Raw genomic sequence first — 20052 nt, 5'->3', positions numbered from 1 at the left:
ATCAGGCCGCGATGTCCGTGAACTCGACGCGGATCGCCTCGCCGGACTGGCGCCATGCGTGGAACTGCTGGCGCTGTGCCTCGCGCTCGCGCACGCTCTGGGCGATCTGATGGACGCTGGCTTCGAGCTGGCTGTAGTCGGGGAAGAACTTCGCCACGAACTCATCGCTGTTGACGAGTCCGAGCAACTCCTCGCGCTGCTGCTCGAAATTCTCCACCATGTCCTTGATGGCGTCCGCGAAGGCTTCACGCCGCTGTGCCTGTTCCCAGCTGTCCCATGCCTCGATCGCCAGGCCCAGCACCGACAGCGCGCCGTTGATGCCCTTTGCCATGTTCACGGCGCCCCAAGGTTTAAATTTCAACATCTTGCCGAGGTCGACGCCGATCCACTTGGCGGCCGTGACAACGCCGTCGCGCGTCGCGAGCACCGTGGAGCTGTTGATCAGCTTGCTGCTCAGGACAAAGTCCAGCCCCTGCTTGCCGTACTGGCGCACGTTGGCATTGAAGTGATTCAGCTCCGACTCGAAGCCGACCCGCATCTTCTGCACTTCCAGCGTCACCGTACTGATGCGGCGCTCGAATTCGTTCTGCAGGCGGGTGGCGATCATCACGCCGCCGGCGCCGACTTCACGCTCGAAGAATTCGCCAAAGGTTTCCAGAGTCACGCCGCGAGCCTGCAGGATCAGGTCCGAGAAGTAGCCGGTGACGAATTGGCGCAGGCTGATCCGCACGTCCGAGACTTCACCGGCGGTAATGGTGAGTTGCTTCTGCATGCGCACGTTGATGGTCTCGAGTTTGGCGACTTCCGCCGCGATCTTCTCGTCGTTGGCGACGGCGACCGGCAGCTGCTTGTCGAGGACGTCGCGAATCACGCTCTTCTTCGCCTCGCCGATGACGGAGGCCAGCCCGCCGTTCATCGTCACCTTGTCCGCCGTCGCCTTCTGCAGCGTGGCAATACGCGACAGGCTGCGGAATTTTTCCAGGTTCTGCAGCCAGTGCTCGGTACCCATGTCGAAGGGGTTGGCGGCGACCGCGACGATGGCGAGCGAGGCCGCTTCCTCCGGGCTCAGGCCGATCAATTCCTGCAGGCGGCCGATGACGTTGCGGCGCTTGATCTCCAGGCCCTCGGCATATTCGCGGTCATCTTCGACGTCGGCGACCTCGTCGAAGCGGCTCAGGACGAACACGGTGCGCGGCAGCAGGTCCAGGGTCCGGAACAGCCAGTGCAGGTCGTCCTGGTGGCTGGCCTTGATCGGATTGGCCGATCCCATCACGTACAGGACCAAGTGGGCTTCGCTCACGTACTTGCGCGTGATGTCCTTGTATTTCTCGACCGCGTTGATATCCGCGTTGAACTTTTCCTTGAAGCCGAACAGGCCCGGCGTGTCGATCAGTTCGAAGTCGGAGCCGACCTGGTACACCTTGACCTCGTTCGAGGATTCCTGGTGACTGATGTTCATGGTCGAGCGATCGAGCTGTTCCAGCCAGGCCGCAGCGATCGAGGTTTTCCCTTCCGAGAAGCCACCGATCAGCGCGACCTTGAGCTTTTCGCCGGTGGCGCTGTCGATAGACGCGTCGAGCTTCTCCTTCAGCTTCGGGTCGATGTCGATGCCGACCGCTTCGCCCTGCAGGAGAAACTCGCGCAGCTTGTTGAGGATGCCGATGGCATCGGATTGCTGCGACTTGAATGCGTCGAGGGTTTTCTCCATTATTTTGCTCCTGTCTTTTCGATTGTCTTGATGATGGTCTTCAGCTGTTTCTGCGCGCTGCCAAGAATGGTGTCGATCTGCCGCACCTGTTCGGCCGGCACCTGTACGGCCGCCATCAGCGCCTCGACCTTCGGTTCCAGTTGCGGCCAGCCGGCCGCCAGTCCCTTGCGCACCGATTCGCGCAGCGAGTCTTCGATACGGTTGAGGTTTTCGTTCGCTGCCTTGCGCTGCTGCGACATGCGGTAACTGGAGCTGAAGGCGCCCCACACGGCCTTGGCCAAGCCGACGATCGCGGTCACGGCGCCGACCGCGAGGAGGGCCCATCCCGCCGGGTTCGTGAGCAGTATCGCTGCGCCGGCCACGGCGCCGACCAAGCCGGGGATATTGATGCCGTTGTCGATCTTGATTTTCAGCTCGAAGCGTTCGCCGAGGCCGCCCATGTCGATGCTGCCGTAGGCTTCGAGCAGTTCGCTGGCGTGCTCCTTGAAGCGTTCGATCACCTCGGCGATCTCCGACTGGAATTTTTCGAGCGCTCCCTGCATCAACTTCGGCATTTCCTTCTCCAGATCCTCCTGACCCTGGCGCAGGCAGCGCTCCAGCGCCTCCTTGAAGTCGTCGTTGCCGATGTCCTTGTCGATCTGCGCGTAGATCCGCTCGCGCGTCACGGTGACGAAGCGGTCGACCGCGTCTTCGCCGATCGCCTGGGCGCGCGACTTGAGCGCACTCATCGCAAGGTCGACCTGCTTCTCCGCGTCGACTGCATCGGTGTGAAGGCGCTTGGCCAGCGGCTTGAAGGTCTCCTTGCGCAGCGCCGTCAGCTTGTCGTCGACCGTTACGACCACCTGGCGCGCCTTATTGAAGTTGGAGCGGACGATCTTCGCTTCGCTGTTACTGACCAGCTCAGACGCGACCTTGGTGCGGAAGGCGCTCGCGCTCGAGCGGTCCAGCAGGGTCTCGAGCGGGAAGGCGTCGAGGAATTTGGCCCGGCTATTGGCCTTGGTCGAGCCGGGAACCAAGCACTCGGCCACGCCCAGGAAAGCAGGGTAGGCACTGATCGCCAGGTGGCCGCAGTAGTGCTCGCCGAGCGCCGCTTGCATGGTCGCGTCGAGTGCAGCCAGGCTGTCCTTTTCGTCCTTGCTCACCAGGACGGTCTTCGCGAGCACCGCCGGATTGGTCGCGCGCTTGTTATAGATGGTCCAGACCTCGCTTTGCGCGCCGAGGTGGGACTTGATCTTCTCTAGCGTACCCATGCGCCCGTCATCGCCTTTTTGCGGTGCGGAGGCGCTTGCGGTGACATAAAAGACCGCATGCGCGGCCTCGACGGCATGCGAGATCTCGTCGTTGACCTGCTGTTCCGAACCCTCGATGCCGGGAACGTCCAGCAGCGCGAAGCGTTGTCCTGCCACCGTGAATTCGTAACGTCCGGTTATCCGCGTATTGTCGGAGCGGCCGTCGCCGATGATTTCGCCATCGGCATGCTGCTCCAGTTGCTTGAGCTGGCCTTCGGATCGCGCCAGCGCATCTTCCGCCGCCGCGGTTTGCTGTTGCGCTTCGGCGCAGGCCTGTTTTACCAGAGCGGCCGATCCTGCCGCCTGCACCTCGCTGTCGTTTAAGGCTTGTTCCAGTTCGCGCGCCTGCTTCTGTGCCGGCAGCTGCTTGAACAGGTAGATGAAGCGTTGCCAGAACGGTGCCGCGGCCTTGATCTGCGCGACCTGCTGTCCGAGCACCTCGATCTGGGCACGCAGCTGCTGACTGTGCTGACGGGCTGCCGCAAGGACTTTGTCGTATTTCGCCTGTAGCTCGGCGGCCTGCATCTTGCACTGCTCGACCCTGTCCTGCATGGCCGCGATGCCTTCTTCGGTCAGGTTGAACTCGGACTGCAATTGCTTGAATTGCTGCCGGTTCGAACGTCGTCCTTCTTCGTCGAGCATAATGCGCAACATCTCGATGATCGTCGACTTGCCGGCATTGGTCTCGCCATAAAAGGCGATCTCGAAGACTTCCCACTTGGCGTTCTTTTGCAGCGAAGCGATATCGGCGCCGAGTTCGCGTGCGAGCTTGTCGAATACGTCACGTGCGTTGCCGATGGCCTCGGAAACGTTCTGGTCGCTTGAACCATGTTTGAGTCCACGGAGGATGGCTTCGACTTCGGCCGACACCATGGCGTAAATATGTTGTGGGGAGCTGAGGTCCAAAAGGGTGCCTTTCCTAAGGAATATGTACCGACGTGAGGCTCACATGGCATTGACCAAATGCTGTCAGCGTATGGATCAGCGGCCCGATCCAATTGGGGCGCGTCCTTTTATAGGGTGGCTATCGCGCCCGACGGGGCATTTGCGACTCTTGTCGAATTCTAACTTTAAATGCACATAAGCAATCTCTCCGAATATTTTAAAATTGTTATATTTTCTGTTGCAAAGGTCAGCTCGACGAAAGGGCTCGTAGCGCAGTACCGGCAGGAAATGCGGAGCAACTGAGCCTTTCCAATGGACTCCTGCACTTCAGGAAAATTCTGGCGAATGACAGGCGCACTAACGCTTTGACTTCAGCTAAAAGCGCGCTCTGTTTTGTATTGGTGGGTGGCGTGAGGGCAACAGATGCCCGTTTCGCGCGAGAGGCCGGGCCGTTCGCCCTGATCCTAAACTTTCTTTACATTGGTTTTGCTGGGACGGTGGCATTTGTTGATGAGCCACGTCGCACTGGTGGGCATCGATGGGTGAGGCCGGCGGCCTCCGGTTGTGCCAAGGAAGGGGGCGGCGCCGAATTGGTTGCGATCGATAGCGCGGCTGCGGCGACACTGCGGATTCTTGAGACGCATCACGTCACTAAGGAGGCGAGGGGACACTTCATCCTCTAGTTCCGCCGTGCAGCCCGGCGCAGAGTTTCCTGGCCGCAAGACATGACGATGGACTGGCGACCACGGCACAGCTCCATGCGCCGCTGGTATTCCGTTGACCGATTCCGTGTCAGGGCCGCAATGCATAGCTATTTCGCCGATGTCGGTGCAAGCGACGCACCAGAGCGCTTGGCCGCGCAGAGTACCGAGCGCCAGGGATCGGCTACTCGCCCGGTCTTCCGGGATATGCCGCGACCAGCCGAAGATTGAAGTGGTAGTGACGATGTTGATCTCGGGCACTGGCCAAGGAAGCATGGATGGGCTCTACTTTCTGCACGAGACCTGCTAGCGGTAAAGCATCCTTAGTCTCGCACACACACTGTGCACTGTGCACGACCGGCCCGGGTAGCTTCCCAGGGTCCGGGACTAAGCATGTCCGCTAACGTATGCTCGCGTCTCGTACGCGAACCTTTCGACCAGCTCTCATAGACCACTATACAAGAATCCCCAACGTCAACGATGGAAGCACGGCTCGCAGAAGAAAAATCCGACATTATAGAAGTAATGTCATATTTCCGGAGCAGGGCGGCTGTTTGGTGACGTAATATGTAATATTATCGAAATACCCGAACAGGGATTCCTCCGATGAAGACAGAAGATCTTTCGAGCGAAAACGCTATCGTTGCCGGCGTCGCGGAGCTACGCGATAGGTTTCCGCGCACCCAGGACCTGTACCGCGAGGTCTGCGTATTACTATTCTTCCGGCATGGCGTCACGCCAACGGCCAACAAGCTGTATCAACTGGTACGCAAGGGCAGCATGTCGGCGCCGACCGAAGCGCTAAATCACTTCTGGAAAACGCTGCGGGAACGCTCACGTGTGACGATTGAGCATTCGGACCTTCCAGACGAGTTACGAGCTGCAGCTGGCGAATTAGTCGCTACCCTTTGGAGATCGGCTCAGTCGAAATCCCATGAGGCGCTTGCAGCGCTCCAAATAGATGCGGTTGCTGCAGTGGAAAACGCAAAAGCCGATGTTGCGCGCGCGCAGGCGGCCCAAGCAGATGGGCTATGTGCTCTAGAACAGCTTCAAGCAAAGCTGAGTGCAAGCGAAGAAGACGCTGCCCACCTGCGCGAGGAACTGGCGGCTGCGGCGGCCACCAGGGAAAGTCTGGAAACGAGATTGGAGGAAGCACATCGTCAGATGCACACCCTGCAGGCACGAATGGACCAAATGGGTGCCGATCACGCCGCTGAGCGGGAGAGACTGGCTGACCGCACTCGTCTGACCGAGGAGCGATTCGCAGATATGGAGAAGCGGGCGCTCGTCGAAATCGACAGGGAACGTACGGCAGCGGCAAAGCTACAGAAAAGACTCGACGCGGAACGGGCAGAGCACACTGCGGCCCTCGACCGAGCGCGTTCAGAACACGATGCGGCGCAGATGACGAGTGGGCATTTGAGAGAGCAGATCGGTGCGCTACAGAGCTCCGTCGAAGCCTTGAAATACGAGCGGGATCGAGAGAGGGCAGAAGCGCAGGCCGTGCGAACGAATCTCGACGCTGCGGTACGACAAGCCGCCGCCGATAATGCACGGGTCGACCAGTTGCGTGATGAACTTGAAAGGACGCGAAGAGAAGCCAGCATGCGCCAAAAGCCCTCAACTAGAAGCAAGCGCGGGACTAAGGAAGCCAAGAGCGGCGACGGCACATAAGGATCAGAGATTTCAGTGCCTCCAGGCTTGGTGTTACACTGGGGCGATGTTTCGGCTCATACGGCCACACCAAGCGCACTGCTCGCCCAAGAAAACACTCCGAGTCGCGACTGCCTGGCAATAATAGTTCTTCGAGCTTTCTCTCGCATCTTTCATCAACTCGACATTATTTCCTGTAATGTCGAGTTCGTTTTCTTTGGAAGGTTGGTGTGCAGGGCGTAAGAACTCGAAGGAATAGCTCCCCTCACTGTCCAGATAGCCGACTGCGTTAGCATGTTTCATGTCGGTAGCTTGCGCATCCAGTTCATTTCAAGGATCGTTACTCTACAGGTCGACTGCCTATGATCAGCAGCCGTGCGGTACCCGTTGTCAAAGAAATCCGTCAGTGAAGGCGCGTACCCCGCGAAGGGATTGAATTTTCGAACCAAGCTTGAAAATCGTGGGGAACCCCGCGACATCCTATTTGGAGCGCGTTCTCTTCAGTCGCAGGAACGGTCAAGGGAAATGCGGCACGTTGCACGGTGCATTGACAAGACAAGCCCACCGATACCGCACGTCCGAATTCCCCCTGAGTTAGCCCGAAAGTGCGACAAGGCCCGAACGTCGACTGGCGAAGCCCGCTAGCCGATGAACGGCCGATGATTCTACGCTCCTAGGAATATCCGGATGGCGCATCGCGCTCAGCCAAGGTTGACTTGCCGTGGCGCACCCATGCGTCCGGATCGTACGGCAAAACTCTTGCGCATGCACAGTCAATTCTCATGCTAAAGCGTGAACGCGGTACACTAAACGCAGGGCACGGTCGGTGTTTGAACACGTGTTTTTGAGAGACCTATGGTTCCGTTCATAGGCAAAACGCAGAGGAGTGTCTCAAATTTACTGTCACACCTCCGGCGAGTTTCAAATTTACTTCGCTTAAGTGACCACTTTTACTTCGCCGAACGTCGGCCGTGGATGGCTCTGCTAAAGGACACACAGATCCTCGTGCACGATACTAATTTGACATAATATAGATTATGCGTAGTACGGGACTGACAAAGCACATTGCCTGAAACTTCTTCATAGCGCACGTAGAAGCCAGCTCTTGGAAGTAAAACGCTCAGATCTTCGGAAGTAAATTTCTCAGATGCGCCAACTGCATCAATCTGACACATTTACTTCTATCGCAGGCAGGCCTGTATGCCATGGTCCTGCGCCGTTCAAGCTACGCAGTTTTCAACCGTCGATGGTGAAGTCGATCTGGCCCGACGAAGCAATCACGATCCTGAAACCACTTCAGGTTGGATCATTGCAAATGCCAAGCGCACGACAGGTATACCTTCCTTCACCGGCGGACACGACACTGAATTCGTTACCGCGGCACCACCACCCGACGTATCGCGGATAGTCGATCGAAACTGGCGGCGGCGTAGAGGGTCCAAAGCGCCTGGTGAACCACGTGGAGTTCCCATCGGCCATTTGAATCAATGCAATGCCGTGCACTGTCGCGTAATCGACAGCACCCGACTGAAAACATGCAACGGAAAACAGCATTCCCTTTTGTGCGCCGGTCGACATCATTTTTGCATGCTGCACCTGCACAGCCTGACGCTCCACTTTGCGTTGCTCGTGCTTGCACTCGATCAGGACGAGAAAGCTAGCGCCCATCGCTGACCTGATCGGCTCAGCGAGAACGCGGTATCAACTTTGCTAGACTTGGCTGCGTTGGGGGAACGGCGTTAGCGCTGCTGTTACCACAGGTACATCTCACGCTCGCTATTCTTCCGCCATCGTTGCGCGCGCAATTGGAAATGTGCGAAGCCGTGCTGGCTAACCTCATGAAGCCGGTAAAGTGACCAGTGCCGGGAGACGTACGGTAGGCAGTCGTTCGTATTGCATGAACCGTTGAAGCCTCGCACGGGCACCGCGCACTTTTTCAGATGCTATGGCGCCGCCACAGCGACGCGAAAGATGAGGTGCATCCGCGATTCCCTTCTCCTGTACTCGCAAAAACCGCCAGATGATCCATTAGGCCAGAAACAAACTGGCCGTTTTGGTGAAGTGAGATGCAAAGCCAGCGACGTAAATTCCACTGTCGGCAAACCTGTCTGTTTGATTTCGTCTGAACAGTACCGCGTGGGACGCGCGGTACTGTTTAACGCAGGAGGCCAGCGGTACGTGCAGCCTCGTCCAAGGTGTCCCCAATCAAGGCCATATTCTGTATCGCCGCCAGGCCCCACGTTACTGCGCCATTGGTCGAGTAACCAGTTTCCTCGATGATCGGCCGCAGTACCGACGGCCCAGCGATATGGGTTGGGGTCCGCATCACGCCTCCGTAGCGCTGTTCACTAAAGAACTCCGACCACGCGCGCAGGGCAAGCTTGCGGTCGGCTTCATGGTACGCCGCATATGCGGTAATCCTTGAGTGTGAGCCCACCAACGAGCGCCCTTTGGGCTCTGTTCCTAGATGTTTCACCAGCTCGGCTGCGGGCGCATTGTAGTAGCGACTGTACTCCAGCCACGCCTTCCGGTATTTGGGCGCATCGATCAGCGTCAGCAGTTCGGAATTGAGCTCACCGATGCCGAACGCGCCGTTCAGCGAGGAGAAGCGCATGCCGCGTCCGCCATCTGTGAACCGGCCGGTCTTCGGATCGTAGGGCGCTGAGGCGGCAAACCAGCGGTGCGGTAACGCGGCGATACTGTCCATCCCGGCCAATAAGCGGTCCCGCCAGCGACGGTCGCCGGTGCGCTCCCATTCGGTCAGCCAGGCAGGGGCGATCGAACCCCATACCATGCCAAACTCGGTGTCGACCATGCCGGCCGGCGTGTTCCCGTCGGGAACCTTCTTTAACTTGCGGGAAATATTGATGCGGGCCAGGTCATGGTCCACATGCAGCAAGTCGCGCATCAAATCGCCTGCCCGTTCATCGGCTGTCAGGAAGTAATAGATCCGGCGATAGGCGGCGTTCGATACACGCGGCTGCTTGGACGAGTCGGACCAGTGCGTCACTCCATGGCGCGTGCCAAATCCCTTGAAGCGGCCAAGATGATAGACGTCGACCTCGCCGGTGTGGCGCGTCATTGCCTCGGCAAAGCGGAACACATCTGCGCGGCCGGTACGGAGGTAGGAATACCACAGCCACAGGTCAGTCGCTAGTTCTGAATTGTCCCACGCGAATCCGCCGATATCGTAGCGCCACATGTGTCGGTCGGCATCGTAGTCATGCATGATGTCGCCGAAGTTCCAGAAACCGTACCAGCGCCGCTGCTCTACTTCACGCATGTACTGCTCGAGCTGATAAGTGAGGCGGGTCTCAAGCAGCTTGCGCCCTGGCGTCGACGAATCAGCCACGTCCCAGTCACCGAACACGCCAGCCTGGTGGATCCGTTCCGGCGCCAGAACCGGCCGCGCAGGTGCGGCAACCTGGGTTGCCATGTCTGAGAACACCTGGTTGGTTGGTGTGCTGCCGAGCACCCATAGCGTAAGCTCGGAGGTGCTGGCGATACCGACCGGAGTATCCCATCCGGGCTCATAGTCCTCATAGGTGATGTTGAGGTTTTCCATCTGGTGCTCGACCGTTTCCAGGCCCGTGGCGTCCCGGTAGGGACGCAGGTCCATGGGGCCGCCGGCGGGCGACCATAGCCAAGCCGTGAGCTCGGCCTCGGCCGTGTGCGCACCGCGAATGTCAAGCCCAGTGGGCGTGCGCTGCCAGAAGTCCTTCAGGCCTACCGCGACGCCACCCGCTGCGCCGCCAACGTAGGCGAGTCCTTTGGTACGGTGACCCGAATTCGAATCAATCCATGGATGACCGGCACCCACGCGCTTCCGGATCGTGAAGCCGTCGGCATTAGCTTGCGAAAGCGAGACATCGCCCCATTGCGGCACCCACTTCAGTCCCTCACGTACCGCTTTGGCCATGCCTTCCAGCGGCGGCAAGGCGCGACCCGCAATCTGTGCTTCCCGATAGGGTTTGCCAGGGTCACGCCGTAGTCCTGTCACCGGAAGCACCGCCTCGGCCCAGACACCGACATCTTCTCCCGACAGCCGGACATGGCGGTCATAGGCAGCGTCGGTGAGTGGCACCTTCGCCGTTACTCCCAGTGCGCGGATGAAATCCTTGCTTGGATCACCGTCGAACACGAAACTATGCACGATGCGCACGCTTTCTGCACCAGCATGGAAATACAGGCGCACGCTGAACGGCAGCCACTCGCGCCCCTCCCCGCTGTGCATCCCTTCCAGCTTGAGGACGGCACGCACTGGACCACGTTGCTCTACAGTGACCTTATTGAGCTTGCTGGTGAAGCGCTGGCGGCGCAGCCCTCCGGTAGCGTCCAAATCCGGCTGGTCCTGTGTCTCGCCTGCCAAGCGCAGTTCACGCATTGTGACGCGTCCTGTGCGTGCCGCCGACGCGATGAGGTTGGAACCAGTACGGGGCACGATCCATTCGAGGTCGCCTGATCGGATAATGATGCGCTCAGTCGTCTCCTGAAGTACGACCGGATGGGCAGGCGTCGCCGGTCGCCCTGGGCGCAGACGCAGCATTTTTGCGCTCACCCCTGCCGGCACCGCATGGGCGCTCCACTTCAGCGAGCCATCGGGCCAGTAGGCAGTAGGCCAGGACTGTACCGGCACTGCTCGTTCGCCGTCCAGTAGTTGAAACGCCGTATCGGCCTTGACGCTCCCACGCGGCCATGGCACACCGACGGTCGCACCTTCAAAACGGGCGGGCGGCGCACCGTCCAGCCACTGCAGAGCGGTTTCGGACACCGGAATGGCGCGGCCGCCGCGATTGGCGGTAGCCGCCTGTGCGAGGAAGGGCATTGCCGGCAGCGTGGTCAAGGCAAATGCGCCCTGAATGAGCCGGCGGCGGGTAGGCGAGGAAATGGACATGAGTATGCTTCTATAAGAATCCACATGGAGCATGTGGATGAACTATCAAATGTGATGACATCAGGATTTGCTGCTCGCGCCATCGGGCACGAGCAGCTGCATGGCTTCGGCGCATCAATGCGGTTATGGCGCAACCGTCACGCTGAACTCTCCGACATACGTCTTTCCTGCTACGGTAGGAAGCATCGGCGCCGGTGCCTCAGGCGCCCAATGCTTGGTACCGCGTCCGGCCACGTTCGAGAGCAGCCGCACGGTGCCCGCGGTACCGCTGGCTGTATCGAGGTATCCATGGTGGGCAATTCTGACCATGCCGGGCGCGCCGGCCAGCTCCACCCATCTCGTACTCTTCACGCCAGTGGTCTGCGACGTACCCAATGCCCCCTCCCATACGCCAAGGATCGCGGCGGTGGACTCGTTCGGATAAGCATCGAGAGGTCCTAGTCCCAGCCAGCGCAGCCGGTCTAGTCCCGGAGCAGGAGCCATATCGATGCCGACATGCGGCAGCCAGGGGGCTGCAACTGCTGGCGCAATGACATAACGCACCTGCAGGACGCCGTCGGGTGCTACCCGGTACGTGTACTCCGCGGCGAAGCGGTTGGCCGAGTCAACTAGGTAGTCGACTTTGGCACGCAGCAGCACGCCGTCCTCGCCAGACGTCACACTCCATGTCTTTGCTGCGGCGCGCCACGTATTCAGGTCTGGCAAGGCCGCCAGCACGCCCGGCTTTGCCAGCATGGTCTCGTTATCGTTCAGTTTGCGCCACAGGGTCGGCCTGAAGTCGCCCAGCACCCTTTTTCCGGCATGCGTGATGGAGGCCAGGTGCCCCGACTTCGGGTCGAATACGAAGCTGGTTGGTCCCGCATGCACACGTACCTCAGTGCCTTGCTCGACCCTTAGCGCCACCGGGGGGCGCTTGACGGAAACCGGTGCGGTTGCAGGCAGCAATTCGACGCTACGGCGTGTGAGCTCGCTGCCATCGGCGCGCACGAAGCGCAGCTGGACGGAGTACGTAGCGCCCGGACGAACCGATGTGATCGCGCGCAGCGGCAGCGCGAGTGATGCAGTGGCATGCGGTTCTCCGGCGAGCGTGGCGTTGCCAGCAGCCAGGCTGCGCGCATCCTCCATCACGCTCCACTCGATCTTGATATTCTTAAGGTCGGTAAAGTCGAAATCGTTCTGGATCGGCAGCACCACGCTGTCCTGCCCCGGCGTGAAGCCTGCCTGAGAGATGGTCGGATAAACCGGCGCGTAGACCGCCTTGGTCTCCCAGTAGTCACGGGTGGGCTTGCGATACGAATCGACAATCCCATCCCACCCATCGGGCAAGACCTTCAGCGTTTTCTCCAGTGAGCCGTCGGCCTTGCGGTCTTGGAAGCGAAGTCCCTGGTCGGCCCACATCCAGATTGCCCCCCCGGCGCCGGCCGGGTGGCGCGTCAGCGCTCGCCAACGCTCCGCGAGGCCGCCGAAGCCATCATTGGCGTAGGCATGGGTGAACTCCGTGGTGATCACCGGACGGGTCGAGCGGGCGGCGAACTCATCGTATTCGCTGGCAGTCCAGTAATGGGGCGCCATGATGTCGATCTCTGCCGGCAGCCACGATTCCGCGCGCCAAGGCAGCAGGACCGGGCGCGTTGGGTCCCAGCCCTTGACAGCCTGTACCGAACCCATATGCAGTGACGTCAGGGGATCTTCGTTCCCCACCGCCCAGAAAATCACGGATGGACGGTTGACGTCGCGTGCCACCGTCGCGTAGCTGCGCAACAGTACGGCGGACGTATAGGCCGGATTGTGCGCCGCCCCTCCCCCGTAGCCCATGGCGATCTCATTACCGACATACATCCCCATCTCGTCGCACAGCTCGATAAATCCTTTTGCAGACGGATAGTGGGCCAAGCGGATGAAGTTGATGTTAGCTTCCTTCATCAGCTGGATGTCTTCGATCCAGTGTTCGCGGGTGGTGGCGCGGCCGACGTCGGGATGCTCCTCGTGGCGGTTCACCCCGCGCAGTTTGACGGCTTGCCCATTGATGCGGAATACGCCGCCCTCCCATGAAATTTGACGGAAACCGACCCTCTCATGCTTTTCATGGGTGACCTTGCCCCCCTCGATCAGCTGCACCCGAAGGTTATAAAGATTAGGGGTCTCGGCGGTCCAGTGAAGCGGCCGCTGCACGTGGAGCGTCGCGCTTGTCTCGCGACTGGTGCCGGCATGCCCCTGGTGCTCGACCTCATGACTTAGCACAGTACGGCCCGCCTGATCGAGGAGCGTCAGACGCACACTATACGGGTTGCCAGGGCCAACGTAATTGCCTGGTACAGTGGTCTTACGCACATCGGGCACCATCACGCGGACCTTCAGTTCAGCATCGCGAAACTGGGCGTCAAACACCGTTTGCACGCCAATACTATCGAGCCAGCGCTGCTTGGGACTGGACTCCAGAGTAACGTCACGATAAATACCCCCGAGCGACCAGTCGTCGTTGGTATCGAACTCATAATCGGCATAGACCTGACGTACCCTTAGCGCCAGCACGTTTTCAGCTCCCTTTTTGATGTGCGGGGTAATGTCGAATGCGAATTCAGTAAATCCGCTGTCGTGATTGCCGACATGCTTCCCGTTCAGCCATACTTCGGCCGCTGCCCATACACCCCCGAAGCGCAACAGAACGCGGGCATCGTTCCATCCCGCCGGCATCCTGAACCGCTTCAGGTAGAAACCTTGCGCGCCCTGCTTGCCGGCGAATTTCTTGTATGTCGGCTGCTCGAAACCATGCAGCGCCCAATTGGACGGAACCGGCAGTGGCTGAAAAGCTTTGGCATCAAAGCCGGGCTGGTGAAAATCGGCGAGCGCCTGCGCGGCCGCTTCGGTCGGCGCGTGAGCAAACTGCCAGGTGCCATTGAGCGACACCACGTTCGCTTGCGTGCTTGTGCTGACCGATGCGTTCAGTGCCGAGGCTGTACCGGAGAACAGCAGACTTGAGCAAGCGACGCACAACTGCATCGCCAACATCGCGCCGACCGAATGGGAGAATAATTGCTTGACCATATACCGTGATATTCCCAAAAGACGAGGTCGCCCCCGGCGGGGACGAACGATTCGCATGCGCACAAGGTGGTGGCGTGCGCCCCGATACGACCTGCATCACATGCACCAACCACATTACAAGATGAGTTCGCAGTGCGATAGGTAGCAGCACCCAACGATCAACATCGTGCGTATAGCCGGGTTCTCGGTAGCGCAAGACACCGCCGCGACGTGGATAAATGTGTTCCTCTTGACTGGTCTGGGCGTGAATGCATTGGCGCGCATGAAAAAAAAGCGGTAATCGGCAGGGCCGGAGACAAGTGATTACACGCGTGAATATGCGGCCTCCGCACGCAGCGCAAGCCACACCTGGAGTCGATCAGTAATAGCGTGCGTTGCGCGGCAAGGTACTACTGCCAGCCGCTGCTGCCACTGGCTGGAAGTATCAGGGTTGCTTCCATTCCGCCGCCTGGCAGGTTCGCGAGCGTGACGTTGCCGTTATGCTGGGCGGCTATGTTTCGGGCGATGGTAAGTCCTAGACCGGTGCCGCCCGATTTACGCGAGCGGGAAGACTCGACCCGATAGAATGGATCGAATACGCGCTCCAGTTCGGCCTCATCGATTCCTGGCCCGCAATCACGAATGCGCACAAACACTTGATTACCGCTACGCTCAATCGTTACTACGGCTTCTTGCCCGTATTTAACGGCGTTATCGATCAAGTTGTTCAAGCAGCGCCGCAAAGCTTGCGGACGACCGATCAAGGCACTGTAAGAATGTCCCTGAACTGTCACTGGCTGCCCAGACTCGCTGGCATCGTGGCAAACGCTGTGCAACAGCGAATCGAGATCCATCGCCTGTGTGGGCTCGACGGAATCTGTGCTTCGTGCCAGGTCGAGTCCTTCACGCACCATGCTCAAGACAGCCGCGAGGTCACCGAGCAGCTGTTCCTTCAGCTCTTCGTTCTCGACCTTCTCCAGGCGGAAGCGCATGCGTGTCAACGGTGTCTGCAGGTCGTGCGTGATCGCCGCTAGCATGACCGTGCGTTGGCGGATGTACTCACGAATCATGGCCTGCATGGTATTCAAGGCACCACTGGCCTTGCGTATCTCGGCCGCACCGTCGAGCGGCAGCGGTGCCTGGTTGATATCCTTGCCGAGCCGTAGCGCCGCATTGGCGAGATCGTCGAGCGGACGCACGGTCATTCTGGCGATCCAGTACGCGAGCACCACGGTGGATATCAGGAACAGCAGGATTCCAAGCAGGTAGTTGGCGTTCTCTGGGCGCGGCATCCCCGGCGGCACAACGGATATGCGGATGCGGTCTCCGTCCGGCATGATGACACTGAGGTTTTCGCATATACCCTCCCAGCGCAAGTTGTAGCGGCCGAAGATGGTCGGCTGCAGCAACTTCCGGTCACACTCGGGCGCCCGCGACGCCAGCGCACGTACCTTGAAGCCCTCCCCCATGCGCGCCTGCAACGTGCGCGCGTATGCTGTCGGCTCAACTGGCGGTTCGCTGATTTTCTCGAGGCTGAGCCTGGCGCCCTGCTTGTTGGTCGCGGCAAGGAAGGCCTCGCGCTGATCCGGCTGGATATCCTTCACGTCGTTCAGCACCTGGACCGAGCGATTAAGCACCAGTACGTTGCGGGCTTCCTCAGCGGCGCGGAGCCGTTCGGCCTCGGCGATCACCTGAGTCACGGTCGCTGAGGCGACGACGCCGGCCACCAGCAAAGCCGTGACGCGGCCGACCATCGTATCGAACGTGAATCCCATCAGCCAACTTCGATCTGCACGTTCGCGGCGAGCACATACCCGCCGTTGCGTACCGTCTTAATGATCTTCGGCGCGCGGGTTTCTTCGCCCAGCTTGGTGCGCAGGCGGCTGATCTGGAGGTCAACCGAACGGTCGAGCGTGTCGGCGCCGCGTCCGTGCGCAAGGTTGATCAGCTGGTCACGGTTGAGCACCTCGTTCGCATGCTCGAGGAAGACCCGTAGCAAGCGGAATTCCGCGGCCGACAGCATCACCAGCATCCCGTCCGGTCGAACGAGGTGGCGAGCAATCAGGTCAAAGGTCCAGCCTAGAAAAAGTATGCGCTGGGCCTTTTCGATTGGACTGCGCTCGGTCTGCAACGAACTCCTGCGCAACACACTGCGGATTCGCGCCAGCAGTTCGCGCGGTTCGCACGGCTTGGGCAGGTAGTCGTCCGCGCCCATTTCCAGGCCCAGGATGCGGTCGAGCGCCTCGCCCTTCGCGGTCAGCATCACGACCGGAATGACGGACTGACTGCGCAGTTTTCGACACAGGCTGAGGCCATCCTCGCCCGGCAGATTCAGGTCCAGCACCACCAGGTCGATGTGGTTCTGATCAAGCACACGCCACATCGCGCGCCCATCCTCCGCGTGCAGGGTGTGGTAACCATTGTCGTTCAGGTAGTCGACCAGCAACTTGCAGATATCTGGGTCGTCATCAACGACAAGAATGGTGGGAACGGAATCCATTATCAATTGGTAGCGGCAAAGCCTTGTCTTAGAATGCACTACGTCACCCCTTCGAGGTGACGGATCGAAATAGAACCCTGCTGGGCTCGTCGCTCGCAGAATAATATAAAAGTACCGGTCGGAAAACCCTCTCGACCGGCACTACCCTGTCGTCGTTATGACGAGCGCCGCCGCCTAACCAATGCGCATGCGCCGCCGATCGCCATCAGCGACAGCACGCCCGGTTCCGGTACGTCTTGCACGGCCGTGATAGTGAATGCAAGCAGCGGCGAGCCCGCCAGCTGCTCCGGCGTATAGTACGCGTAATCCTGTGAGAAATCGTGCAGACCGTTGTCGGCGCTGAGATCCAGTGAAAGCGTTGCGCCAAGATCCAGCAAATTCAAATAGAAACCCGCGTCATGCATGCCATCGGCGCCGGGAGTATTGCTCACAAAAATGCCGGTTTGAGGTGGCTCGACTTCCCCGGTCCAGACCGTTGTGATCGCGGTAGTCTGAGCGATATCCGTCAGCAGGCCTTCAATTTGGGTAATGGGTGTCGCTGCGCTGCTATCGTAAAAAAACTTGCCCTCGAAATTGCCATCCCTCCACGCCGCGTTCAGTTCATACCAACCGATCGGCGCGGCGAGCACGGAGTTCCCCAGCATACCGATCACCAGTCCAAGCATCAGTAAACATCTCTTCATTGCATTTGCTCCTCTCTCGTTTTAAAACCTAGTCCCGAGTCGCCACGCGAGCAGGCACGTGCACAGGCGCCTGCACGACCGGCGACATGCCATATCCAAGATAGAAGCTCGGGTGCGGCGGCTGGTTGTAGCCCATGTTCTGACCAGCCACCTGGGCACGATACTGGGGGTCGTGCATCAGGGTCGGCATGCGTACATCGGTCGGATCAGTCGTGCTGAAGATCATCAGCGCGTCGTGATTCAGGCTGCGCCAGACGATCTCTTCGCGCCAGTCCCCGTACATGTCGGCTGAGACGACCGGGGTGGCCTTGGTGCCATTGATGCCATAAGCACCGTAGGTGGCGCCGGTCAGTAGCCGGTCAAGCGTGTTCCTGGCCGGGTTCCATTTTTCTACCTTGTCAGCATCGAGGGATTCGCGCAGGAGATCGCCGTCCCACCACACGCCGAAGTTAATCCGTTGCGGCCTGACGGCAGATATCTGCAGGCCAGTTGCGCTGCGCAGGCCCCCGACAGTGGCCCAGCATTCGACCCCGGCGTGGAAAGGATCGATATCCATGCAGGTGCCGCGCCCGACGTCCTTGCCCATGCCATCCACGCTCCAGAGGATGGCGCCGGTGGCAGCATCGTGCATCTCGGCTCCCTTGTTGCCGTAGCACGCCGGCGTTTCATGCACCATGTACACCTGCTGCCCGCGCCGGCCTGGATCGAACCTGCCGACATGAAGTGCATCGCCGTGGCACAGGCCAGTGCTGTACATCAGGGAGCCGTCGCTGGCGATCGTGGCAGCCCCGTACACAATGTCGTCTTTCCCGTCGCTGTCCACGTCGGCGACGGCAAACGAGTGCGCGCCCTGGTGTTCGGCCGCCTTGCCGGCGACCTGCGTGTCAAATACCCAGCGCCGGGTCAGGCGGCCTTCGCGCCAGTCCCAGGCTGCAATGACTGCGCGTGTGTAGTAGCCGCGCGAAAATACGGCGCTGGGGCGGTGCCCATCGAGGTTGGCCACGCCAGCCAGGAAGCGATCGACCCGGTTTCCGTAGCTGTCGCCCCAGGAAGAAACATCCCCGCGCACGGGAACGAAGTCCACGCTCTGCATCGCCGCACCGGTAAGGCCGTTGAAAACCGTCAGGTATTCCGGCCCGGCCAGGATGCGGCCGTCTGCGTTGCGATGGTCAGCCGTCTCCGATCCGATCACCCGGCCCAGGCCATCACGCGTCCCGTCGGCGGTGCGCATCATGACCTCGCCGCGCCCGTCTCCATCCAGGTCGTAGGCGACGAACGGGACGTAGTGGGAGTTGGAACGGATGTTCTTGCCCAGATCGATGCGCCAGAGACGCGTCCCGTCGAGCCGATAGGCATCGAGGTAGGTATTCCCGGTGTAGCCTGACTGCGAGGGATCCTTCCAGTTGGTCGGCTGCCAGCGGAACACGATTTCGTAGCTGCCATCGCCATCCAGGTCTACTGGTGCGCCGTCGCCGACTTCATACGTGAATTCCAAGCCTGCCGATGTGGTGCCGCCTTCAGGCTTCTGCAGCGGTATGAGCTTCCACTGGACGGCTGCCGGCGATATCCCGCCTTCTGCTTTTTGCTCGCGTCCATTGACGACAGCGCGCACGTAGTAACGGTCCTGGCCCGTGCCTGTGCTATCGGTGAAGTTGGTCACATCGAGGGGCGCGGCATTGAGCTTTTTGTTGTTACGGTAGACATTGAATCTAGTGCCAGCCGGATCCGTGGCCAGCGCGCGCCATCCGATAAACTGCGCTCCGGCCGGGGTTTTCATCGCAACGGCGCCGCGGTCCAGGCGTTCGATCTGTTTTCCGACCAGGGGGGCCGGCTGCGATGCGTTCGTGCCGGACGCCACCAGCACGCACGCTCCCAATGCGTATCGAATGAACTGCATGATTTCCTTCGAGGCGAGTGTGTCGTTCAATCCACTCGTTCGGCAATCGTCAAGGAGCCGGCACTGCGACCTTCATTGAACAGCGACAGCTGAAATCCGGAGTTTCGTCCACTCAACTCCTCGAAGATCCAGCGCCGGCCGCGCCATCCGAGTGACCAGCCGGATGGGGTAGCGGCTACTTCCCTCTGCCCTACCCGGTCGTATTTGCAGACCAGCTTGAGATACTCGATCACGAACGGCACACGATAGACATCGAAAATGCTCCGCAAGTGCCGCTCATTGAAAGCCCGATGTCCGGTAGTAATGAACCAGTGCGGGCAAGGCACCTCGTCGAGGTATGACGTCAAGTGGGTCCCGCATAATGCACAGTGGCGACCTATCGGCTCACCAGAGAGCGAATTGATCAGCTCATTTCTTAGAGAGGGTGGAAACATTGAAAGCTCCAGCGTTAATAATTATCTAAGTACATGAACCGGATAGATCCGATCGGCGACTAAATCCTGTGTTGCCCGCTTTTGGCTTGACAAATTTAGCAAAGCAATTATGCGATCAAGACGCGCTGGAAACCCCTGGAATTTTGTAGTTTTTAAAGTCCGTTTATGTAGAAGTTTTTCATCGATACATGCAGCGACATATTTAAAAATGATTTGACATATTGTGAAATATTCGAGGGTGGTACAGCCGGCGTGCACCATTCGGTGCGGACTGTTCGACAGAACAATCTTTATGTCGAAGTGTGTCGGGATGAGGAAAAATGAAATAAATCCGCCGTAGCACGCATTAAATGCGGATGCTAGACTTTTAGATCCTTGGTGATG

Annotated in this window: 11 protein-coding genes; 1 reads left to right on the top strand and 10 read right to left on the bottom strand. The window is 59.6% G+C overall.

Translation table 11 applies throughout. The features are described from left to right. Position 1: 1 nt before the first annotated feature. Entirely contained in the window at positions 2 to 1708 is a 1707-nt protein-coding gene (locus FG94_RS02155; RefSeq protein ID WP_036206340.1) for a LeoA/HP0731 family dynamin-like GTPase, read from the bottom strand. Then, entirely contained in the window at positions 1708 to 3903 is a 2196-nt protein-coding gene (locus FG94_RS02150) for a hypothetical protein (RefSeq protein WP_036206337.1), read from the bottom strand. Before FG94_RS02150 ends, FG94_RS02155 begins: the two co-directional genes overlap by 1 nt. A 1286-nt stretch (positions 3904 to 5189) precedes the next feature. Here FG94_RS02150 and FG94_RS02145 point away from each other — a divergent pair. Further along, positions 5190 to 6257, top strand: coding sequence for a DNA-binding protein (locus FG94_RS02145; protein ID WP_051996011.1), 1068 nt, complete (start codon positions 5190 to 5192; stop codon positions 6255 to 6257). 1275 nt (positions 6258 to 7532) lie between these two features. On the opposite strand, the gene FG94_RS28620 is transcribed toward FG94_RS02145, so the two are convergent. The 8 genes from FG94_RS28620 to FG94_RS27035 all read right to left on the bottom strand — a co-directional run bounded on the left by FG94_RS28620 (position 7533) and on the right by FG94_RS27035 (position 19503). Next, positions 7533 to 7904, bottom strand: a complete 372-nt coding sequence (locus tag FG94_RS28620; RefSeq protein WP_081925725.1) for a restriction endonuclease — start codon at positions 7902 to 7904, stop codon at positions 7533 to 7535. A 487-nt stretch (positions 7905 to 8391) separates the two neighbouring features. After that, positions 8392 to 11130, bottom strand: a complete 2739-nt coding sequence (locus FG94_RS02140) for a Tat pathway signal sequence domain protein (RefSeq protein WP_036206486.1) — start codon at positions 11128 to 11130, stop codon at positions 8392 to 8394. A 123-nt stretch (positions 11131 to 11253) separates the two neighbouring features. Beyond that, positions 11254 to 14175, bottom strand: coding sequence for a glycoside hydrolase family 2 TIM barrel-domain containing protein (locus FG94_RS02135; RefSeq protein ID WP_161783927.1), 2922 nt, complete (start codon positions 14173 to 14175; stop codon positions 11254 to 11256). Positions 14176 to 14564: 389 nt separating this feature from the next. Beyond that, the gene (locus tag FG94_RS02130) at positions 14565 to 15929 is read right to left on the bottom strand and encodes an ATP-binding protein (RefSeq protein WP_036206334.1); all 1365 of its coding nucleotides are present in this window, start codon (positions 15927 to 15929) and stop codon (positions 14565 to 14567) included. Next, positions 15929 to 16654 (bottom strand): response regulator, encoded by a 726-nt coding sequence (locus FG94_RS02125; protein WP_027864087.1) that lies wholly within the window; start codon positions 16652 to 16654, stop codon positions 15929 to 15931. The genes FG94_RS02130 and FG94_RS02125 overlap by 1 nt, the downstream gene beginning before the upstream one ends. 155 nt (positions 16655 to 16809) lie before the next feature. Further along, the gene (locus FG94_RS02120; protein WP_036206330.1) at positions 16810 to 17337 is read right to left on the bottom strand and encodes a PEP-CTERM sorting domain-containing protein; all 528 of its coding nucleotides are present in this window, start codon (positions 17335 to 17337) and stop codon (positions 16810 to 16812) included. Positions 17338 to 17365: 28 nt separating this feature from the next. Continuing rightward, positions 17366 to 19264 carry a rhamnogalacturonan lyase gene (locus tag FG94_RS02115; RefSeq protein WP_229445818.1) on the bottom strand — a complete coding sequence of 633 codons (1899 nt, stop codon included), beginning with the start codon at positions 19262 to 19264 and terminating at the stop codon, positions 17366 to 17368. Next, positions 19261 to 19503 carry a hypothetical protein gene (locus FG94_RS27035; RefSeq protein WP_152570806.1) on the bottom strand — a complete coding sequence of 81 codons (243 nt, stop codon included), beginning with the start codon at positions 19501 to 19503 and terminating at the stop codon, positions 19261 to 19263. Before FG94_RS27035 ends, FG94_RS02115 begins: the two co-directional genes overlap by 4 nt. Positions 19504 to 20052: the final 549 nt, after the last annotated feature.

This window comes from Massilia sp. LC238 (genome assembly GCF_000735635.1).
GTDB classification, from domain to species: domain Bacteria; phylum Pseudomonadota; class Gammaproteobacteria; order Burkholderiales; family Burkholderiaceae_D; genus Telluria; species Telluria varians.
This window is presented reverse-complemented; position numbering and strand designations above follow the sequence as displayed.

Excerpts from the sequence above, each read along its gene's own strand:
- FG94_RS02155 (WP_036206340.1), bottom strand. The coding sequence starts at position 1,708 with ATGGAGAAAACCCTCGACGCATTCAAGTCGCAGCAATCCGATGCCATC.
- FG94_RS02145 (WP_051996011.1), top strand. The coding sequence starts at position 5,190 with ATGAAGACAGAAGATCTTTCGAGCGAAAACGCTATCGTTGCCGGCGTC.
- FG94_RS28620 (WP_081925725.1), bottom strand. The coding sequence starts at position 7,904 with ATGGGCGCTAGCTTTCTCGTCCTGATCGAGTGCAAGCACGAGCAACGC.
- FG94_RS02140 (WP_036206486.1), bottom strand. The coding sequence starts at position 11,130 with ATGTCCATTTCCTCGCCTACCCGCCGCCGGCTCATTCAGGGCGCATTT.
- FG94_RS02135 (WP_161783927.1), bottom strand. The coding sequence starts at position 14,175 with ATGGTCAAGCAATTATTCTCCCATTCGGTCGGCGCGATGTTGGCGATG.
- FG94_RS02130 (WP_036206334.1), bottom strand. The coding sequence starts at position 15,929 with ATGGGATTCACGTTCGATACGATGGTCGGCCGCGTCACGGCTTTGCTG.
- FG94_RS02125 (WP_027864087.1), bottom strand. The coding sequence starts at position 16,654 with ATGGATTCCGTTCCCACCATTCTTGTCGTTGATGACGACCCAGATATC.
- FG94_RS02120 (WP_036206330.1), bottom strand. The coding sequence starts at position 17,337 with ATGAAGAGATGTTTACTGATGCTTGGACTGGTGATCGGTATGCTGGGG.